At 67.8% G+C, this 15,309-nt stretch carries 13 protein-coding genes, 1 tRNA gene and 1 pseudogene; 5 read left to right on the top strand and 10 right to left on the bottom strand.

The features are described 5' to 3' along the window. Nucleotides 1-162 precede the first annotated feature (162 nt). Entirely contained in the window at nt 163-720 is a 558-nt protein-coding gene (locus tag DBO33_RS35345) for a transglycosylase family protein (RefSeq protein ID WP_107658921.1), read from the bottom strand. Nucleotides 721-1,273: 553 nt separating this feature from the next. Between DBO33_RS35345 and DBO33_RS35340 the strand changes: the two genes are divergently transcribed. Then, nucleotides 1,274-1,347 (top strand) — tRNA-Met (locus DBO33_RS35340). Nucleotides 1,348-1,790: 443 nt separating this feature from the next. Continuing rightward, nucleotides 1,791-2,150 (top strand): hypothetical protein, encoded by a 360-nt coding sequence (locus tag DBO33_RS35335; RefSeq protein WP_159080685.1) that lies wholly within the window; start codon nt 1,791-1,793, stop codon nt 2,148-2,150. A 127-nt stretch (nt 2,151-2,277) separates the two neighbouring features. On the opposite strand, the gene DBO33_RS35330 is transcribed toward DBO33_RS35335, so the two are convergent. From DBO33_RS35330 to DBO33_RS35320, 3 genes are all read right to left on the bottom strand, one after another. Beyond that, nucleotides 2,278-2,868, bottom strand: a complete 591-nt coding sequence (locus tag DBO33_RS35330; RefSeq protein WP_107658919.1) for a TetR/AcrR family transcriptional regulator — start codon at nt 2,866-2,868, stop codon at nt 2,278-2,280. 57 nt (nt 2,869-2,925) lie between these two features. Then, on the bottom strand, nt 2,926-4,605 hold the full coding sequence (locus DBO33_RS35325; protein WP_107658918.1) for an ABC-F family ATP-binding cassette domain-containing protein: 1,680 nt from the start codon (nt 4,603-4,605) through the stop codon (nt 2,926-2,928). Nucleotides 4,606-4,685: 80 nt separating this feature from the next. Then, complete coding sequence (locus DBO33_RS35320; protein ID WP_107658917.1) at nt 4,686-5,948, bottom strand: MFS transporter; 1,263 nt, start codon at nt 5,946-5,948, stop codon at nt 4,686-4,688. Nucleotides 5,949-6,151: 203 nt separating this feature from the next. Between DBO33_RS35320 and DBO33_RS35315 the strand changes: the two genes are divergently transcribed. Continuing rightward, nucleotides 6,152-6,958, top strand: a complete 807-nt coding sequence (locus DBO33_RS35315; protein WP_107658916.1) for a VOC family protein — start codon at nt 6,152-6,154, stop codon at nt 6,956-6,958. Here DBO33_RS35315 and DBO33_RS35310 read toward each other — a convergent pair whose 3' ends face one another. From DBO33_RS35310 to DBO33_RS35300, 3 genes are read right to left on the bottom strand one after another with little or no spacing between them, the layout of a single operon-like run. Further along, nucleotides 6,959-7,420, bottom strand: coding sequence for a CinA family protein (locus tag DBO33_RS35310; protein ID WP_107660863.1), 462 nt, complete (start codon nt 7,418-7,420; stop codon nt 6,959-6,961). Nucleotides 7,421-7,449: 29 nt separating this feature from the next. Further along, nucleotides 7,450-8,121 carry a response regulator gene (locus tag DBO33_RS35305; RefSeq protein ID WP_107658915.1) on the bottom strand — a complete coding sequence of 224 codons (672 nt, stop codon included), beginning with the start codon at nt 8,119-8,121 and terminating at the stop codon, nt 7,450-7,452. Then, a complete protein-coding gene (locus DBO33_RS35300; protein WP_234391222.1) occupies nt 8,118-9,281 on the bottom strand; it encodes a sensor histidine kinase in 1,164 nt (387 codons plus the stop codon). The genes DBO33_RS35305 and DBO33_RS35300 overlap by 4 nt, the downstream gene beginning before the upstream one ends. Before the next feature lie 265 nt (nt 9,282-9,546). On the opposite strand from DBO33_RS35300, the pseudogene DBO33_RS35295 reads away from it, so the two are divergent. Continuing rightward, a pseudogene (locus DBO33_RS35295) lies at nt 9,547-10,347 on the top strand (sterol desaturase family protein); the annotation flags it as partial. Nucleotides 10,348-10,364: 17 nt separating this feature from the next. Here DBO33_RS35295 and DBO33_RS35290 read toward each other — a convergent pair. After that, nucleotides 10,365-11,171, bottom strand: a complete 807-nt coding sequence (locus DBO33_RS35290; protein ID WP_107658913.1) for a nuclear transport factor 2 family protein — start codon at nt 11,169-11,171, stop codon at nt 10,365-10,367. Nucleotides 11,172-11,324: 153 nt separating this feature from the next. Here DBO33_RS35290 and DBO33_RS35285 point away from each other — a divergent pair, with 153 nt between their 5' ends. Further along, entirely contained in the window at nt 11,325-12,671 is a 1,347-nt protein-coding gene (locus DBO33_RS35285) for a TIGR01777 family oxidoreductase (RefSeq protein ID WP_107658912.1), read from the top strand. Nucleotides 12,672-12,680: 9 nt separating this feature from the next. On the opposite strand, the gene DBO33_RS35280 is transcribed toward DBO33_RS35285, so the two are convergent. Both DBO33_RS35280 and DBO33_RS35275 read right to left on the bottom strand, forming a co-directional pair. Then, a complete protein-coding gene (locus DBO33_RS35280) occupies nt 12,681-13,949 on the bottom strand; it encodes an SAM-dependent methyltransferase (protein WP_107658911.1) in 1,269 nt (422 codons plus the stop codon). A gap of 407 nt (nt 13,950-14,356) precedes the next feature. Beyond that, entirely contained in the window at nt 14,357-15,202 is an 846-nt protein-coding gene (locus DBO33_RS35275; RefSeq protein ID WP_107660862.1) for a MerR family transcriptional regulator, read from the bottom strand. Nucleotides 15,203-15,309 lie beyond the last annotated feature (107 nt).

Here is a 15,309-nt window from a genome sequence, read left to right as displayed (position 1 = left end):
CGCTCAGGCAACTTCCAGGAATTGGGCAAGGCGCTGGACGAGCTGGACGCCGCAGCGAAGGCATACCAGGACGCCGGTCGCTGAGGTAGGTCGGAACCGAAACACGAAGCGGCGCTGCTGTCCCGAGGGACGGCAGCGCCGCTTTCGTTGTGCAGCAGGCGCTTAGCGGCCGGCGATCGCCTCGATCAGCGAGCCGTTCTGCTCCAGGATCTGCAGGTACTGGCCTTCCAGGCCGTGCTGCTTGGCCAGGTCGCTGCCCACGGCCTTGGCCTGGTCGACCAGCGCCTTGGAGCTGCCCGGCAGCGGCAGGGCGGGCGCGGCGGGCTCGGGGGCCGGTTCCGGCTCCACGACGGCCTCGGGCTCCGGTGCGGAGGTGCCCGGGCGCAGGTACTTGCCGCCGGACGGCCACGCGCCGACACCCTGGGTGGCGAGCACGTTCTCCGCGACGCGGATCTGCTCTTCCTTGCTTGCGGTGTGCGCCGAGCCCTGGCCGCCGTTGGCCGCCCAGGTGCTCGGCGAGAACTGCAGGCCGCCGTAGTAGCCGTTGCCGGTGGCGATGCCCCAGTTGCCGCCGCTCTCGCACTGAGCGACGCCGTCCCAGTCGTGGGCGGGCGCGGCGGATGCGGTCGCGGTGGAGAATGCGAACGGGACGGCAACAAGGGCGCCGGTAACAGCGGCAAAGCCGAGGGCGCGGGCGTTGAACTTCCGGTTCTCAGTCATAAGTGCATTTCCCTCCCTGCGCCTACCAGCCTCGGCGATGCAGCTGCCGGGCCCCTGCCCCCAGGTTGTCGGGGATCCTCGAACCGCGGGACAGGGTCGCCGGTATACGAACGGTTCGAGTTCGAGCCCTTCACGGATGATCCGGGCCGTGAACGCACGGTAACGAAGAAATCTCGGCAGATCACGTCTTGATAACGCTCGCATTGCATGATGCGAATAACCCGAATATCATCCTTTGCGCAGGTCGGAAATATCATCGACACGCATTCTGGACGGTCTGTTATAGCAACGTTATGTGTTCGAGATCACTACGATATAGTGACCCAGATCACGTTTAAGCGGTTGCCGTCGGCAGTGATAGGCCCATAGGCATAGCGAAACCGGGTGCTTCGGGCACAGCTCGCCGGCTTCCGCCGTGTGTGGCCCTGGTCTCCAGCTCGTTTCCCGGCCGCCGGAACGCCCCCCGCGACCAGCGCTCAGCCACCGCAAATACGCCCGCCGACCAGGCGATTTGGCATCAACGTGAACCCGTGTGTAATGTTGTGTTTACCGACGCGGGGTGGAGCAGCTCGGTAGCTCGCTGGGCTCATAACCCAGAGGTCGCAGGTTCAAATCCTGTCCCCGCTACAAATGGAAGAGGCTCCCGGATCACTCCGGGAGCCTCTTTTCTTATTGTCCGGGTGTCGGGCGTAGCCGTCCGGTAGGCACCGACTCGGCGACGGCCGCCTTGTTGTCGGCGCGGTAACTGGGCTCGAGTGGCAGCACGCTTGCCGACGATCCGGCACACCCATCCAGCTCGGTCTCGGCAACGAATAAGGGTCGCGCTGCCCGCGCCCATTCGCCGAGGCTTCGGATACGGGCGTGCGCTAGCTGTGCTTGTAAGTCGCGGCGCATGTGCACCCAGGGTGGACAAGGGCTCGGTGGATGGTGCCTGTGGTCGGTTGTTCCCAGCGATGGATAGGAGCTCTGAAATGCTCTCCCACACAACCCGCGGTGTTCGTTCAGCCGCTGTCCTCATGGCGCTCGGCGCGGCAAGCGTAGTGTCCACTGCCCCAGCCAATGCTGATGTCGTGAACCACACCAGCTGTGGCGGCGTGGGGAAAACCAGCGAGGTCAGGGTCGACAAGGCCGAAGGCTCTGTCGTAAACATGACGCCGGGGCAGCCTTACGACTTCGAGGTCGACTTCGTTCCGAAGGACAGCTCGCTGACGTCGGTGACGGTCGAGGCGGAATACATGGGGTCTCCGATCACGCTCCTCGACAGCGCCGCTGTCGGTTCCTCGACTGCGGGTGCCCTGACTACCGCTCGGTTCACGATCATCCCGAACGACGTTCTGAGTGGCGAAACTGTGCCGATCCGGATCGAGCTGCGCTCAGCCACACCTCAGCGCCTCCAAGCGTGCGCGAGCCTCAAGGCCCACATCAACTGACCGAGACATGGTCAGGAGATCGACGACAGCTCGTCATCAGCTCTTCGTATGTCCACGACCGGGCCGGCTGCCTAGCAGGAGGGCAGCGAGGTCAAGTGCTGACAAGCGTGTCGGTGCGTCGGATCCGCTAGTCCAGTAGCGAACGTAGATGCGCCCGAAGCGTCTTGCGTAGGCGCTCGACGGTCAGCGAACCGTGTGGCGTCACCGCATCCAAGCTCAGCCCCTCCATGATCGCGGTGAGCAGTTCGGCCTGCTCTCGCGGCTCGGGGACGGCGAGGGTGCGCAGGGCGTCGGTGACCACCTGGCGTAGGTCGGCGGCCATCTGTTCGGTGACGGGGCGGAACACCGGCTTTGTCCGGGCGGCGACGATGAACTCCAGCAGCACGATCGACTCGGTTCGGCGTTCCTCGTCGATCGGCAGCAGTTCTTCGAGCAGTGACTGGAGGGCGTCGACGGCGCGGCGGCCGGTCAATCCGCGCAGGGCCGCGATGGGATGGCGGGAAAGTCGTTGGGCCATGCGGTCGCCGACCTCGGTGGCGGCGGCGGCGAGGAGGTCCTGGTGGTCGTCGAAGTAGTGCCGTACCGATCCGATGTTCAATCCCGATTCGACGGCGACCTTTCGGAGCGACAGGCCGTCGAGGCCTTCGGCGACCACGAGGCGGAAGGCCGCCTCTACGACGTGCCTGCGGCGCTGTTCGGCGTCGATTCGAGCTGGCATCGGGCCAATGTATCGCGGCTGTGATAAACGTTGGGGCGCAACGCCGTCGGTTGCGGATCAGGCCCGGTGCCGGGTGACGCGTCGTTCGTCCCATACCGGCTCGGCCGATTCGTAGACGCCACCATCGGCGCCGAAGACGAGGAAGCGATCGAAGTCTCTGGCGAACCATCGGTCATGGGTAACCGTGAGCACCGTTCCGTCGAAGCTGTTCAACGCCTGCTGTAAAGCTTCGGCGGAGACGAGATCTAGGTTGTCGGTCGGCTCGTCCAGCAGCAGTAGTGTCGCGCCGCCGAGTTCCAGCAGCAGGATCTGCATTCGCGCCTGTTGCCCGCCGGAGAGCGAGTCGAACGTCTGCTCCGCCGCGCCTGCCAGTTCGTAGCGGGCCAGCACCCGGGAGGCCTCCTCGCGCGGCAACCCGGCCCGGTGCTCGTCACCGTGGTGCAGGATCGACAGCAGCGTCCGGCCGGCCAGGTCGGGGCGGCCGTGTGTTTGGGCGAACCATCCTGGACGCACTCGCGCACCGAGTCGCGCCCGCCCGGTGTGCGACACGGGTTCGACGGTCAGGTCGCCGACCGGTCGATGCTCGGCATCCGGGTCGGTGCCACCGGCGGCGAGCAGTCGCAGGAAGTGCGACTTGCCGGAGCCGTTGGCGCCGAGCACGGCAACCCGATCGCCGTACCAGACCTCCACGTCGAACGGCTGCATCAAGCCGGTGAGCTCCATTCTCTCGCAGACCACGGCGCGCTTACCGGTTCGTCCGCCGCGCAACCGCATCGCCACGTGCTGCTGTCGTGGCTGCGCCTCGGGTGGCCCGGCCTCCTCGAACCGGGCAAGCCGGGACTGCGCCGCGCGGTATCGCGACGTCATATCCGAGTTGTAGGCGGCCTTCTGCTTATACATCTGCACCAGCTCTTTGAGCTTGAGGTGCTCGTCGTCCCATCGCCGTCGCAACTCGTCGAGTCGCGCGAACCGGTCGGCGCGTGCCGCCTGATACGTCTCGAACCCGGCCGGATGCACCCACGCGGTGTTCCCGGCCGCGCCGAGCTCGACGGTGACGATGCGCTGCGCCGTGCGGGCGAGCAGTTCGCGGTCGTGGCTGACGTACAGCACACTCTTCGGCGTCTCGTTCAGCCGACTCTCCAGCCAGCGTTTGCCGGGCACGTCGAGGAAGTTGTCCGGCTCGTCCAGCAGCAGTACCTCGTCCGTGCCGCGCAGCAAAGCCTCCAGTACGAGTCGCTTCTGCTCGCCACCGGACAGCGTCCGCACCGCCCGCCGCAGGCATCGGTCGAACGGCACGCCGAGCGCTTCGATGGTGCACACATCCCACAGCACCTCGGCGTCGTATCCGCCCGCGTCGCCCCATTCGGCCAGCGCGGACGCGTACGCCATCTGTGCGTCGATGTCGTTGCGCGCCAACATCTTCGCCTCTGCCGCGGCAACCGTCGCCGCGGCCAGGCGTAGTCGCGGTGCTGCCACCGACAGCAGCAGGTCGCGTACGTCGTCGTCTTCGCGGGCGATGAACTGCCGCATGACGCCGAGGCTGCCGCTGCGCGTCACCGCGCCGGTGCCGGTCGTCAGATCACCGGCGACGATGCGCAGCAACGAGGTCTTCCCGGAACCGTTCGCGCCGATCAGGGCGACCTTCGACCCTTCGCCGACCCGGAACGAAATCTCGTCCAGCAGAACGCGACCGTCGGGAAGCGTGTACCCGATCCCGTTGATGTCGATGTGCCCCATGCGGCGAAAATATCACGGGCGTGATAAATAGACGAGCCATTTTCGGTGGCCGTACAGCGCGAGGTTTCAGCGGCGGATGCTTACTCCGCGTCCAGTGCCCGCCTGCCGGTGAGCGGCCCCCAGATGCCGACCAAGGCAACCATGGTGAGCAGCGCGACGGTGATCACCGAGAACACCAGGCCCGGCCCGTTCGGGCGGTCCAGTAGCGGAAGTAGCAGGAACGGCAGGAGTGCGGTGCTGACCTTCGACAGCGAATAGGTTGCGCCGGAGGCGGTTCCGCGCACCGCGGTGGGGAACGACTCGGGTAGGTAGGCGTGGATGGCGTCGGAGAAGACGTTGCTCGCGACGGTGAACAGGCCGCCCGACAACAGGATCAGCGGCACGCTGGTGGCGAAGCCGAAGGTGAGGCCGAAGATCGCCATCAGCGTGGCGGTGCCCATGACCAGGTGTTTGCGCTCGATCCGCTCCATCAGCGGGATCGCCAGCAGGGAACCCAGCGGATAGCCGAGATAGGTGACGGCCAAGTAGCTCAGGGAGGTCACCACCTCGAATCCCTTGCGGTCCAGCACGAGTACCGCCAAGGTGCCGAACCCGTAGTAGCCGAAGACCTGCAGAATCATCACGGCGGAGAACAGCGTGGTCTTCGCCCGATAGGGCGGCCGGACGATCGCGCTGAACGGCGTGAGGGCGGTCTTGTTCTGCTGCCGGGCGATCCAGTGCGGCGACTCCGGCATGTCACGCCGCGCGAACACCACCACGGCGGCGCCGAGGCCACCGATCACGAACAGCCAGCGCCAGCCCTCGATACCGAAGGGCTGCAACGGAACCAGCCACTTGGCGAGAAACCCCACGGTCGGCACCGCACAGAAACCGATCGTGTACGCCATGGCGATCATGCGGCCACGCACTTGCGGCGGAACAACTTCCGACAGGTAGGTGTCCGACACCGTCATCTCGGCGCCGATCCCGAGTCCGGCCAGGAACCGCGTCGCCATCAGGAAGGTGATGTTCGGGCTGAACGCGCCCAGCAGCGTGAAGCCGGAATATAACGCGATATTGATCATGAACATGCGGCGCCGGCCGAATACATCCGACAACCGGCCGATCACCAGCGCGCCGAGGAACTGCCCGGCGAAGGCCGATCCTACAATCCCGCTGAGCTGAAATGTTGACAAGTGCATCTCTTGTTTCAGCACCCCGGTAATGGTCCCGGCGAGAAACAATTCATACAGATCGAAAAACAATCCGGCGCCGACGAGTAGCATCAATTTGCGATGAATGGGACGAACCGGAAGTTCGTCCAGCCGCAGACGTTCGCGCCCGACGTCGGATGTTGTGATCATCCCGCCATACTCCTGATCAACCCTTGTCACGGCAACAAATCAGTACGGTGTGTCCGGTTCGCGAAGCTTCTCCGATGATGGATTCGAGGTGCCGTGCCGGAATTGTCGATTCGCTGATTCGCGAGTGCCGCGGTGGTTGACTTGGCGCCGTGCCGGCCGCAACCGGCCGCACGTCAGCGCACCGAGGTCAGGAGGCCACGGATATGCCCACGCACGACGGAAAATGGCCGCACGGAACACCGAGCTGGGTCGACAGTCAGGTCGACGACACCGCGCGGGCCCGCGAGTTCTACGGCGAATTGTTCGGCTGGGAAATCATGGACGGCCCGCCGGGTGCCGGCGGCTATCTGATGGCGCTACGGCACGGCAGGCCCGCCGCGGGCATCGGACCCAAACCCGACGGGATGGCGATGCCGTCGGTATGGACCACCTACTTCGCCGCCGACAGCGCCGACGCGATCGCCGAGAAAGTCACGGCGGCAGGCGGTTCGGTGCTGATGGCGCCCTTCGACGTGCTCGATGTGGGCCGGATGTTCGTTGCGACCGACCCGGCCGGTGCGGCCTTCGGTGTGTGGGAAGCCAAGGCGCACACCGGTGCCGGGATCCACAACGAGCACGGCGCGTACTGCTGGAACGAGCTGCACACCGATCGGTACAAGCAGGCGCAGGAGTTCTACGCGGCCGTCTTCGGCTGGCACTACACCGAAATCGGGGACGACCAGAACTTCGTCTACTCCACCTTCGGCCTCACCCAGGACGGCGACCCGGTCGGCGGTATCAACGACGCATCCAAGACGCCCGGCGACTCGCCGTCGTTCTGGCTGGTCTGGTTCCAGGTCGACAACACCGACGCGGCCGTCGCCAAGGCCACCGAGCTGGGCGCGACAGTCCTGATGGACGTGTTCGACAGCGCGTTCGGCCGGATGGGCGTCGTGCAGGGCCTGCAGGGCGAGGCGTTCGGCCTGGTCGACCCGTCGACGACAGTGGGTGAGCCGCCGACGGGTACATGATCAGTGCCGCCGCGCCGCCTCCAATAGCAGTTCGAGGGCGCGCTGCACGGTCTGCTCGAGCACCTGCTCCGGATCGCCGTCGAACTGGCGATGCGAGGCCGTCACGCTGTCATCGGCGAGGGCGAACCACACCGACCCGGCGGGTTCGCCATCCTGCGGGCCCGGTCCGCCGACGCCGGTGACAGCGACCGACAGCGTCGCGCCCAGGAGGGAGTTGACCCCCTCGGCCATCGCCTTGGCCGCCGTCTCCGACACCACCGGCACCTGGGGCACCCCGAGCACTTTGTGCTTGACCTCTGCCGAGTAGGCGACGATGCCGCCGCGGAACCACTCGGCGGACTCGGGTGCGGCGCCCAGGGCGGTCGCGATCTGACCGGCGGTCAACGACTCCGCGACCGCCACCGTCAGACCGCGACGCCGGACGACCTCGGCAAGCTCTTCGGCAATGGCGTGATCATTCATGCCATCCATGATGCGCACTCCCGCATCGGTCACCGCTGGCCGGGTGGGGTGCGGGGGACAAGGCCGTGCTGGTGGGCGTAGACGACCGCGTGAATGCGGTCGCGCACACCGAGTTTGGCCAGGACGCGGGAGACGTGCGTCTTCACGGTTTCCTCGCCGACACCGAGCAGGCCGGCGATCTCGGCATTGCTGCGAGCGTCGGCGAGCAGTAGCAGCACTTCGAGTTCGCGGGCGGTGAGCTGCCGGATCTCGGGTGGGTCGGTCGGTGGGGCCAGGGTGGCGGCGAAGCGGGCGGCCAGACGGCGGGTCATCGACGGATCGATCAGCGCGTCGCCGCGGGCGGCGATCCGGATCGCGGCGACGAGTTCCTCCGGCGGCAGGCTCTTCAGCAGGAATCCGCTCGCCCCCGCGCGCAGCGCTCGGTAGAGGTTGGCGTCGCTGTCGTAGGTGGTGAGCACCAGCACGTGGGTACCACCCGCGGCGACGATGGCCTCGGTGGCGGCGAGCCCATCCAGTTTGGGCATGCGCACGTCGAGAATCGCGACATCCGGTCGCAGCCGGGCGGTTTCGGCGATGGCGGTGCGGCCGTCGCTGACCTCGGCGACGCAGTCGAGGTCGGCCTGGCTGTCGAGGACCGCGCGTAACCCGGAGCGGAACATACTGTGGTCGTCGGCGATCAGTACCCGGATCGGTGCGGTCATACGCCACCGATCGGTACGGAAACCGTGGTGTGCCAGGAGGTTCCGGCAAGGTCGAGACCGTAGTCGAGGGTGCCGTCGAAAAGCTCGGTGCGGCGGCGAATCCCGCAGAGACCGCGCGGTGCCGCGGTATCGGTGGCGGTCGGCGTGGGTGGCATCGCATTGGTAGCGCGGAGGACGACGCGATGGGGAAGGTACTCCACCGTCAATCGCGCATGCTCGCCGTCACCGTGGCGCAATGCGTTGGTCAGCATCTCCTGCACGATGCGATACACCGTGACGTCCAACGACTCCGGCAGATCGACCACCGCGCCGCGCACGACGACCTCGACGGCCAGCCCAGCGGCCCGCACATGCTCGACCAGGCCGTCGATATCGACGAGACCGGGTTGGCGCTGCCCCTCGTCGTCGCGGCCGTGCAGCAGATCGAGTTGCCGCCGCAGGTCCACCATCGCGGCCCTGCTACTCGACTCGACCGCCGTGAGGGAGCGGGTCGCCGCGCCATTCGTGCTGTCCGCCAAAGCTATTCGCGCCGCGCCCGCGTGGATGCCGATGGCGCTGACATGGTGGGAGATCACATCGTGCAGGTCCCGCGCGATGGCGGCGCGTTCTTCGGTCACCGCCCGCTCCAGCGCCACCTGATGATCCCGGCGCCGCAGGCGTTCGCGCTGCTCCAGGTCCGCGATGTAGGCGCCGCGCGCCGCGGTGTACCGCCCGACCAGCCATGGCACGCAGCCCGCGGCCACCGTCGAGGTGACCAGTATTCGCCAGTCGCGGGTGGCGTAACTCGCGGTCAGCAGATGCCCCGTCGCGACACCGCCGCACATCACCAGCATGGTCAGCACCGAGGTCGGTCCGGCCAGCCACGCGCCCGCCCGATAGCCGGCCACCAGAAAGCCGACGTCGGCGAAGCGCCCGCCGAAGCCGTGCCAGTGCAGCAGCCACGCGCCGAGCAGCCGGACAACGACGTGGGCCACCGCGACCACCCCGGCCGTGCGGGGCGGCGCGGCCAAGGCCAGATCGACGGCGACGAAGCCCGCCACCGCGGCGACGGTCTGCCACGGCGCGACCGTGAACACCCCGCTCAGGCCGAGCACCACCGCGTCGATCAGCGCCGCCACCACCGCGACCAGCAGCGACTGGCGGGCGAGCGACCGGCTCACGTCCACTGGTTCGCCACCGCCTTCGCGTCGTCGGAGCTCTCGATCCTAGCCAGCTCGGCGCGTCCGGGCCGGGCGCTGCCTGCGACAACTCTGCCCGTCGGCGGGTGTCGCCGCGTCCCCCGCGCGAGGGACACCGAATCCCTCGGCGGCGCGATGTTTGCGCAGGCCATCGCCCGTAGCGTCGGGATCACCGCCGGACAGTCAAGGAGATCTCGTGGGCAGAGTGGAGCTGTTGAGCTATGCCGTCCCCGCTTTCGTGTTGTTCATGCTCGTGGAGTGGTTCGCCTATCGCCGCGATCCCGATCGCCCGAGCAACGCCGGATCCGGCCGCGACACCGCCACCAACGTGGCCACCTTCACGCTCGGCCGGCTCACCAAACCGCTGACGCAGTACCTGATTCCGTTCTCGGCGGTGGTCGGGGCCGCCGCGATCACTCCGCTGCACCTGTCCGCGCAGGCGTGGTGGGTCTGGGTGCTCGGCCTGGTAGTGACCGATTTCTGCTACTACTGGGCGCATCGGGCCGACCATCGCGTTCGTCTGCTGTGGACCTCGCACAGCGTGCATCACTCCAGCGAGCACTTCAATCTGTCCACCGCCATCCGGTTGCCCTGGGTGCATCCGGTGACCAACGTGCTGCGCGGAATGGCTTGGGTGCCAGCGGCTTTGCTGGGTCTGCCGGTGTGGATGATCTTCCTGCTGCAAAGCATCGGGCTGCTGTACCAGTTCCCGATCCATACGCAGCGCGTCGGCACGCTGCCGCGTCCGATCGAGTTCCTGTTCAATACTCCCGCCCACCATCGCGTTCACCACGGGTCGAACCAGCCCTACCTCGACAGGAACTACGGCGGCATCTTCATCATCTGGGACCGGATGTTCGGCAGCTTCGCCGCCGAATCCGAGCCGATCCGGTACGGGCTCACCAAGAACATCGATACGCACAATCCGGTGAAGGTCAATTATCACGAGCTGGCCGGGCTCGTTCGGGATGTGCGCGGCGCACACACCTGGCGTGGCCGCCTCGGTTATATCTTCGGTCCGCCCGGCTGGACCGAGGGTGGCGTGCCGCTATCCCACAACCGATCTCAGGCGCGATCAAGGAAGAAACGAAGGCTCGCGATGCTCGGCGCGCCGGCAGCGAATTCGACGAACGCCACCCCGCGAGTATCCCCGAACCGAACGCTCGCGCTCACCGTGCGACCGGCGGCGATCAGCTTGCCCCACCGCATGTTTCGTGCCCGATTGGTGAACTCCTCCGCCGAAACCGGTGTGCCCGCGGGAAATTCGACCACGGCATAGTGTCCGAGGAGCCCGCGGACACGAACGATGTCCGTGCTGCCCGCCGCGGCAAACAGCCGGGAGGACACGCGCTTGCCCGTCCGCCCCACCCCACCGAGCGCACGCAGCATGCCCAGCGCGCCGCTGACACCCTGATGGCGAATCAGTTGCGGTCCGAGCTGTAGCGCGGCGCCGAACCCGCTGGGCCCGGTGCGTAGCAGCTGCACGATCATCGGTGCCAGTTCCCAGTGTGCGGCCAGCTGGGTGATCTTCCAGCCGTCGGTGTCCTCGGTGAGCTGGTAGCGCAGGTGCATCGGGACCGAGACCCTGGCGCCGGTCGACATGGTGGTCTCGATGGTGAGGTCGCGCACCACCGTCGGCGGGTGCACGATGTCGCGTTCCACCCGGAACGAGATCTCGTTCGGGCCGATGAAGGTGTCGTAGAAGCGCTCGATGGCGGCGCGCCCGACATGCGGGCGGGCGCCGACCGGATCGTTCACCTCGGCGTCGACGGCGAATAAGTCGACCCACGCGGACTTGTCGTGCGCGGCGACCGCGGTCGGCGACGCCTGGACGGCGGTCAAGAGCTCCGCGGCCGAGGGTTCCAGCGGCATGACAAATCCTCCGATGTCGACGATGACTCGTCATATGGTAGAACAAGTTTCAATTGCACGGTATCGCGTGGGAGGGGCGGCCGATCCGGGGCGATTTTCGGAATAACGATGCATGAACGTTGCAAAGCGTCGCTACCTCGCTAGAGTCGAGTGATGGGCATCGAGTGTTCGAGCGTCGTCGCGGCACCCCGGTCCGAGGTCTTCGAGTGGCACGCCCGACCAGGCGCGTTCGCGCGGCTCGCGCCGCCGTGGCAGCCGGCGTCGGTGCTCGCGGAGGCCGATTCGCTGGCCGACGGCCGGGCCGTGCTCGGCCTGCCCGGTGGGCTGCGGTGGGTGGCGAAACACGATCCAGCCGGTTATGACCCGCCGCAACGGTTCGTCGACCGCATCGCCGTGGACGGTCTCGGCTCGCTGCCCGCGGGTCTGCTGCTGCGCTGGCGGCACACGCACGATTTCGAGATCGTCGACGACACGCACACCAGGGTGGTGGATCGGGTCGAGTCGCCGGTGCCCGCGTTCACCCTGCGCCCGATGTTCGACTACCGATACCGGCAGCTGGCCGACGACCTGGCCGCGCACGCCGACGCGGCCCGCGCGGGCTTCGCCGCCAAGACGATCGCGGTGACCGGCGCGTCGGGGCTGGTCGGCTCGGCCTTGACCGCCTTCCTGTCGACCGGCGGCCACACCGTGCTCCGCCTGGTCCGCCATGCGCCGCAAGCCGGTGAACGGCAATGGAACCCGGACGATCCCGCGCCGGACCTGCTCGACGGGGTCGACGCGGTGGTGCACCTGGCGGGTGCCTCGATCGCGGGCCGATTCACCGACGAACACAAGCAGGCCATTGTGGACAGCCGGATCGGCCCGACCGAGCAGCTCGCCGCCCTCGCCGCCCGCGCGGGTGTCCCGGCCTTCGTCAGCGCGTCCGCCATCGGCTACTACGGCTACGACCGCGGCGACGACCGACTACCCGAAGACGCCTCGCGCGGTGACGGTTTCCTCGCCGACGTGGTCGACGCGTGGGAGGCGGCCACCAGCGCCGCCGCCGACGGCGGGGTCCGGGTGGTCAAGGTGCGTACCGGCATTGTGCAGTCGCCGCGCGGCGGCACCCTGCGCCTGCTGCGGCCGCTGTTCGCTACCGGGCTCGGCGGGCGGATCGGTGACGGCGAGCAGTGGCTGTCCTGGATCGGCATCGATGATCTGGTGGATATCTACTATCGGGCGCTGTGGGACAACTCCGTGTCCGGACCGGTGAATGCCGTTGCCCCGCAACCTGTTCGCAACAGTGAGTACACCCATGTGCTGGCCGGCGTGCTGCGCAGGCCCGCGCTGCTTCCGGTGCCCGAGTTCGGTCCGGCCCTGCTACTCGGCGGGCAGGGCGCACGGGAACTGGCCGCCGCGAGTCAGCGGGTGGTACCCGCTGTGCTCGATAAAGCCGGGCATCGTTTCCGCACACCAGATCTCGCGTCCGCGCTGAAACATCTGCTCGGTCGCACCCGCTGAATCACCCGCTCACGCGTCGCGGGTGAGCAGGATCTGGTGGACATCGAGGTAGCCGCAGCGGAATCCGGCCTCGGCGTGCGCCAGGTACAACCGCCACATCCGGCGGAAGATCGGATCGAAACCCAGTTCCGCGACGCGATCGGCCCGCGCGTTGAACCGCTGCTGCCACAGGCGCAGGGTGTGCGCGTAGTGCTCACCCATCGACAGTTGTTCGCGGACAACGAGTTCGGTGCGCCGAGCAGCCACGTCGGCGAGCAACCGGGTGGACGGCAGGAAGCCGCCGGGGAAGATGTATTTCTGCACCCAGGTGTAGGTGTCGCGGGTGGCGCGCATGCGCTGGTGCGGCATGGTGATCGCCTGGATCACCGCGCGGCCGCCCGGCGCGAGCACCCGGTCGATGGTCTCGAAGAAGGTGTCCAGGTATTCGTAACCGACGGCCTCGATCATCTCGACCGAGACCACCGCGTCGAATTCGCCGGTCACCCTGCGGTAGTCGAGCAGATCGATGGTGACGCGCTCGGACAGGCCCGCGGCGGCGATCCGGTCGAGCGCCAGTGCGCGCTGCTCCGTGGACAGCGTCACCGACCGAACCGACGCGCCGCGAGCGGCCGCGCGCAGCACCAATTCGCCCCAGCCGGTACCGATTTCGAGCAACCGGGTGCCCGGCCCGACGCCTGCGCGGTCGAGGATCCGATCGATCTTCGCCTGCTGCGCGGCGGCGAGGTCGGCCCACCGCGGCGGCGGCGCGGTCGCGGGGAACAGTGCGCTGGAGTAGGTCAGCGTCTCGTCGAGAAACAGCTCGAACAAGTTGTTCGACAGGTCGTAATGCCTGGCGATATTGCTGCGGCTGTTCGACTCGCTGTTGTGCTCGGTGGCGGGGTGTTTCGACACGTATAGGCGGCGTAGCGCCCGCAGCGGGGCAGGGACGAGCCGGTCGATGCGCGCGGCGAACACCGTGAGTGTCGCCGCCGGATCGGGCGACGACCAGTCGCCGGCCATGTACGACTCGCCGAAGCCGATCAGGCCGCCTACCCCGAGCCGCGCGGTGAAGTTCGCCGGGCGGTGCAGGATCAGCCGCGGTGCGTCCGCCCCGCCGCGGCCGAGCACCGTCCCGTCCGGGTACTCGACCCGGATCGGCAAGGTGCGCACGGCGCGCCGGAACAGCCGGTCCGCCAGCGCGGCGGCGATGGTGGCGCGGGTGCCGGTGGGCACGCGTTCGACATCGGGCCAGGAAGTCGACGTCGAGGGTCGGGCCGTGACGTGCGATTGGATGCTCACCGCGAAGACTCCTCGAAGTGTTGGGGCGGTCCGGGGACGAGTGGCAAACCGCGTGCTCGGAGAGGCACGCCGGGCCTGCGCAGGGGCGCCGAGACCACAAGTGGGGCAAGGGGTACCGCCACTGTCGCGCGCAGGGTGGTACGGACGGTGGCCGAAGAGCAACGCCCGGTCATCGAGGCGGCGAAAATCGGCTGGCCGACTCCGGCGGTGTAGGTGGCCCGCATTCGATCGACGGGTGGCCTCGGCTCTGCGGGATGGTCGAGGTGTCCCCGCCGGCCGCCGGTCACCCGCGGCAGGGAGGTGACTGGTCGGTTGCCACCGCACATACGGCAGCGGATAACCCGACGCTTATCCGGCAAACAGGCCGGTTGCTGACTGCCTCGTTATTGCATCGTTTGCCGAGTGGCTCAGCTCAGATGTTCGACGGCGTCCGTCAGGCTCGTCACCCGTTCGGTCGACTCGGGCAGGATCACCGAATCCCAGCCCGGCCCGCCGACGAACACTCGCGCGCCCGCTTCCTGGCACGCGCGCACCGCGGAGGTCAGCGCCGTCGATTCCTGCTGCGACCACAGCACCACCGAGGCCGGCTGATCATGGCGCGCGAGACTGTCGGTCAGTGCGCTGGTCGGGACGTCCGCGCCGAGCATGTGCGCGCCGACTTCGCACTCGGCGAGCGCCGCGCGCAGTACTTCGAGCGGCAGCGCGTGCGTCTCGCCGCTGGTGCAGGCGAGCACCACCGGTTGCGGCGCCGGCGCGTCGGGCGGCGGATTGGTGCGATGCAGCACCGAGGTGATGCACCACGACAGCAGATGCTCCACGTCGATGCAGCCTTCGCCCGCACCCTGGCGCGCGACGATGTCGGCGAATGCGGGGCGGCACAACTGATCCCACGTGTCCACTACGCCATAGGCGCGGAAGTGTGCCTCCAGATAGTTGGACACCGCGCGTGTCTCCAGCGTGAAGGCCGCGGCGAGCAACGGGAATCGGTCACCGAGCTGCGGCGCCGGGCCGCGCACCGCCGCTGCCGCGCCCGCCGGGCTGGCGCCGTCCTGGATGAGGGTCAGCATCCGCCCGAGCAGCGCGATGTCGGCCTCGGTATAGAGGCGGTGTTTGCCGGGACGGTGCTGTGGCGGGCCGATGTTGTAGCGGCGGTTCCAGCTCCGCAGCGTCGCCGTGGGGATGCCGAGGCGCTCGGCGACCGCGCGGACCGTGTACCCGGCCGCGTCGGAAACGGGAGCGGAACCGGCGGACATCGCCCTATTCTGCCTGTTCCGGTTCGCCCGCTTCACCACGCCCGGGCGGCCGCGCATCGCGCGAGGCGTGCGAGGCAATCGGTTCCGGGTGATGGCCCGTTCCGCAA

The organism is Nocardia suismassiliense (assembly GCF_900269665.1).
In the GTDB taxonomy this organism is placed as follows: domain Bacteria; phylum Actinomycetota; class Actinomycetes; order Mycobacteriales; family Mycobacteriaceae; genus Nocardia; species Nocardia suismassiliense.
Note: the sequence above shows the minus strand (reverse complement) of the source record. Positions and strands in the feature narration are given on the sequence as shown.

Excerpts from the sequence above, each read along its gene's own strand:
- DBO33_RS35285 (WP_107658912.1), top strand. The coding sequence starts at position 11,325 with ATGGGCATCGAGTGTTCGAGCGTCGTCGCGGCACCCCGGTCCGAGGTC.
- DBO33_RS35325 (WP_107658918.1), bottom strand. The coding sequence starts at position 4,605 with ATGGGGCACATCGACATCAACGGGATCGGGTACACGCTTCCCGACGGT.
- DBO33_RS35305 (WP_107658915.1), bottom strand. The coding sequence starts at position 8,121 with ATGACCGCACCGATCCGGGTACTGATCGCCGACGACCACAGTATGTTC.
- DBO33_RS35320 (WP_107658917.1), bottom strand. The coding sequence starts at position 5,948 with ATGATCACAACATCCGACGTCGGGCGCGAACGTCTGCGGCTGGACGAA.
- DBO33_RS35345 (WP_107658921.1), bottom strand. The coding sequence starts at position 720 with ATGACTGAGAACCGGAAGTTCAACGCCCGCGCCCTCGGCTTTGCCGCT.
- DBO33_RS35275 (WP_107660862.1), bottom strand. The coding sequence starts at position 15,202 with ATGTCCGCCGGTTCCGCTCCCGTTTCCGACGCGGCCGGGTACACGGTC.
- DBO33_RS35310 (WP_107660863.1), bottom strand. The coding sequence starts at position 7,420 with ATGAATGATCACGCCATTGCCGAAGAGCTTGCCGAGGTCGTCCGGCGT.
- DBO33_RS35330 (WP_107658919.1), bottom strand. The coding sequence starts at position 2,868 with ATGCCAGCTCGAATCGACGCCGAACAGCGCCGCAGGCACGTCGTAGAG.
- DBO33_RS35290 (WP_107658913.1), bottom strand. The coding sequence starts at position 11,171 with ATGCCGCTGGAACCCTCGGCCGCGGAGCTCTTGACCGCCGTCCAGGCG.
- DBO33_RS35315 (WP_107658916.1), top strand. The coding sequence starts at position 6,152 with ATGCCCACGCACGACGGAAAATGGCCGCACGGAACACCGAGCTGGGTC.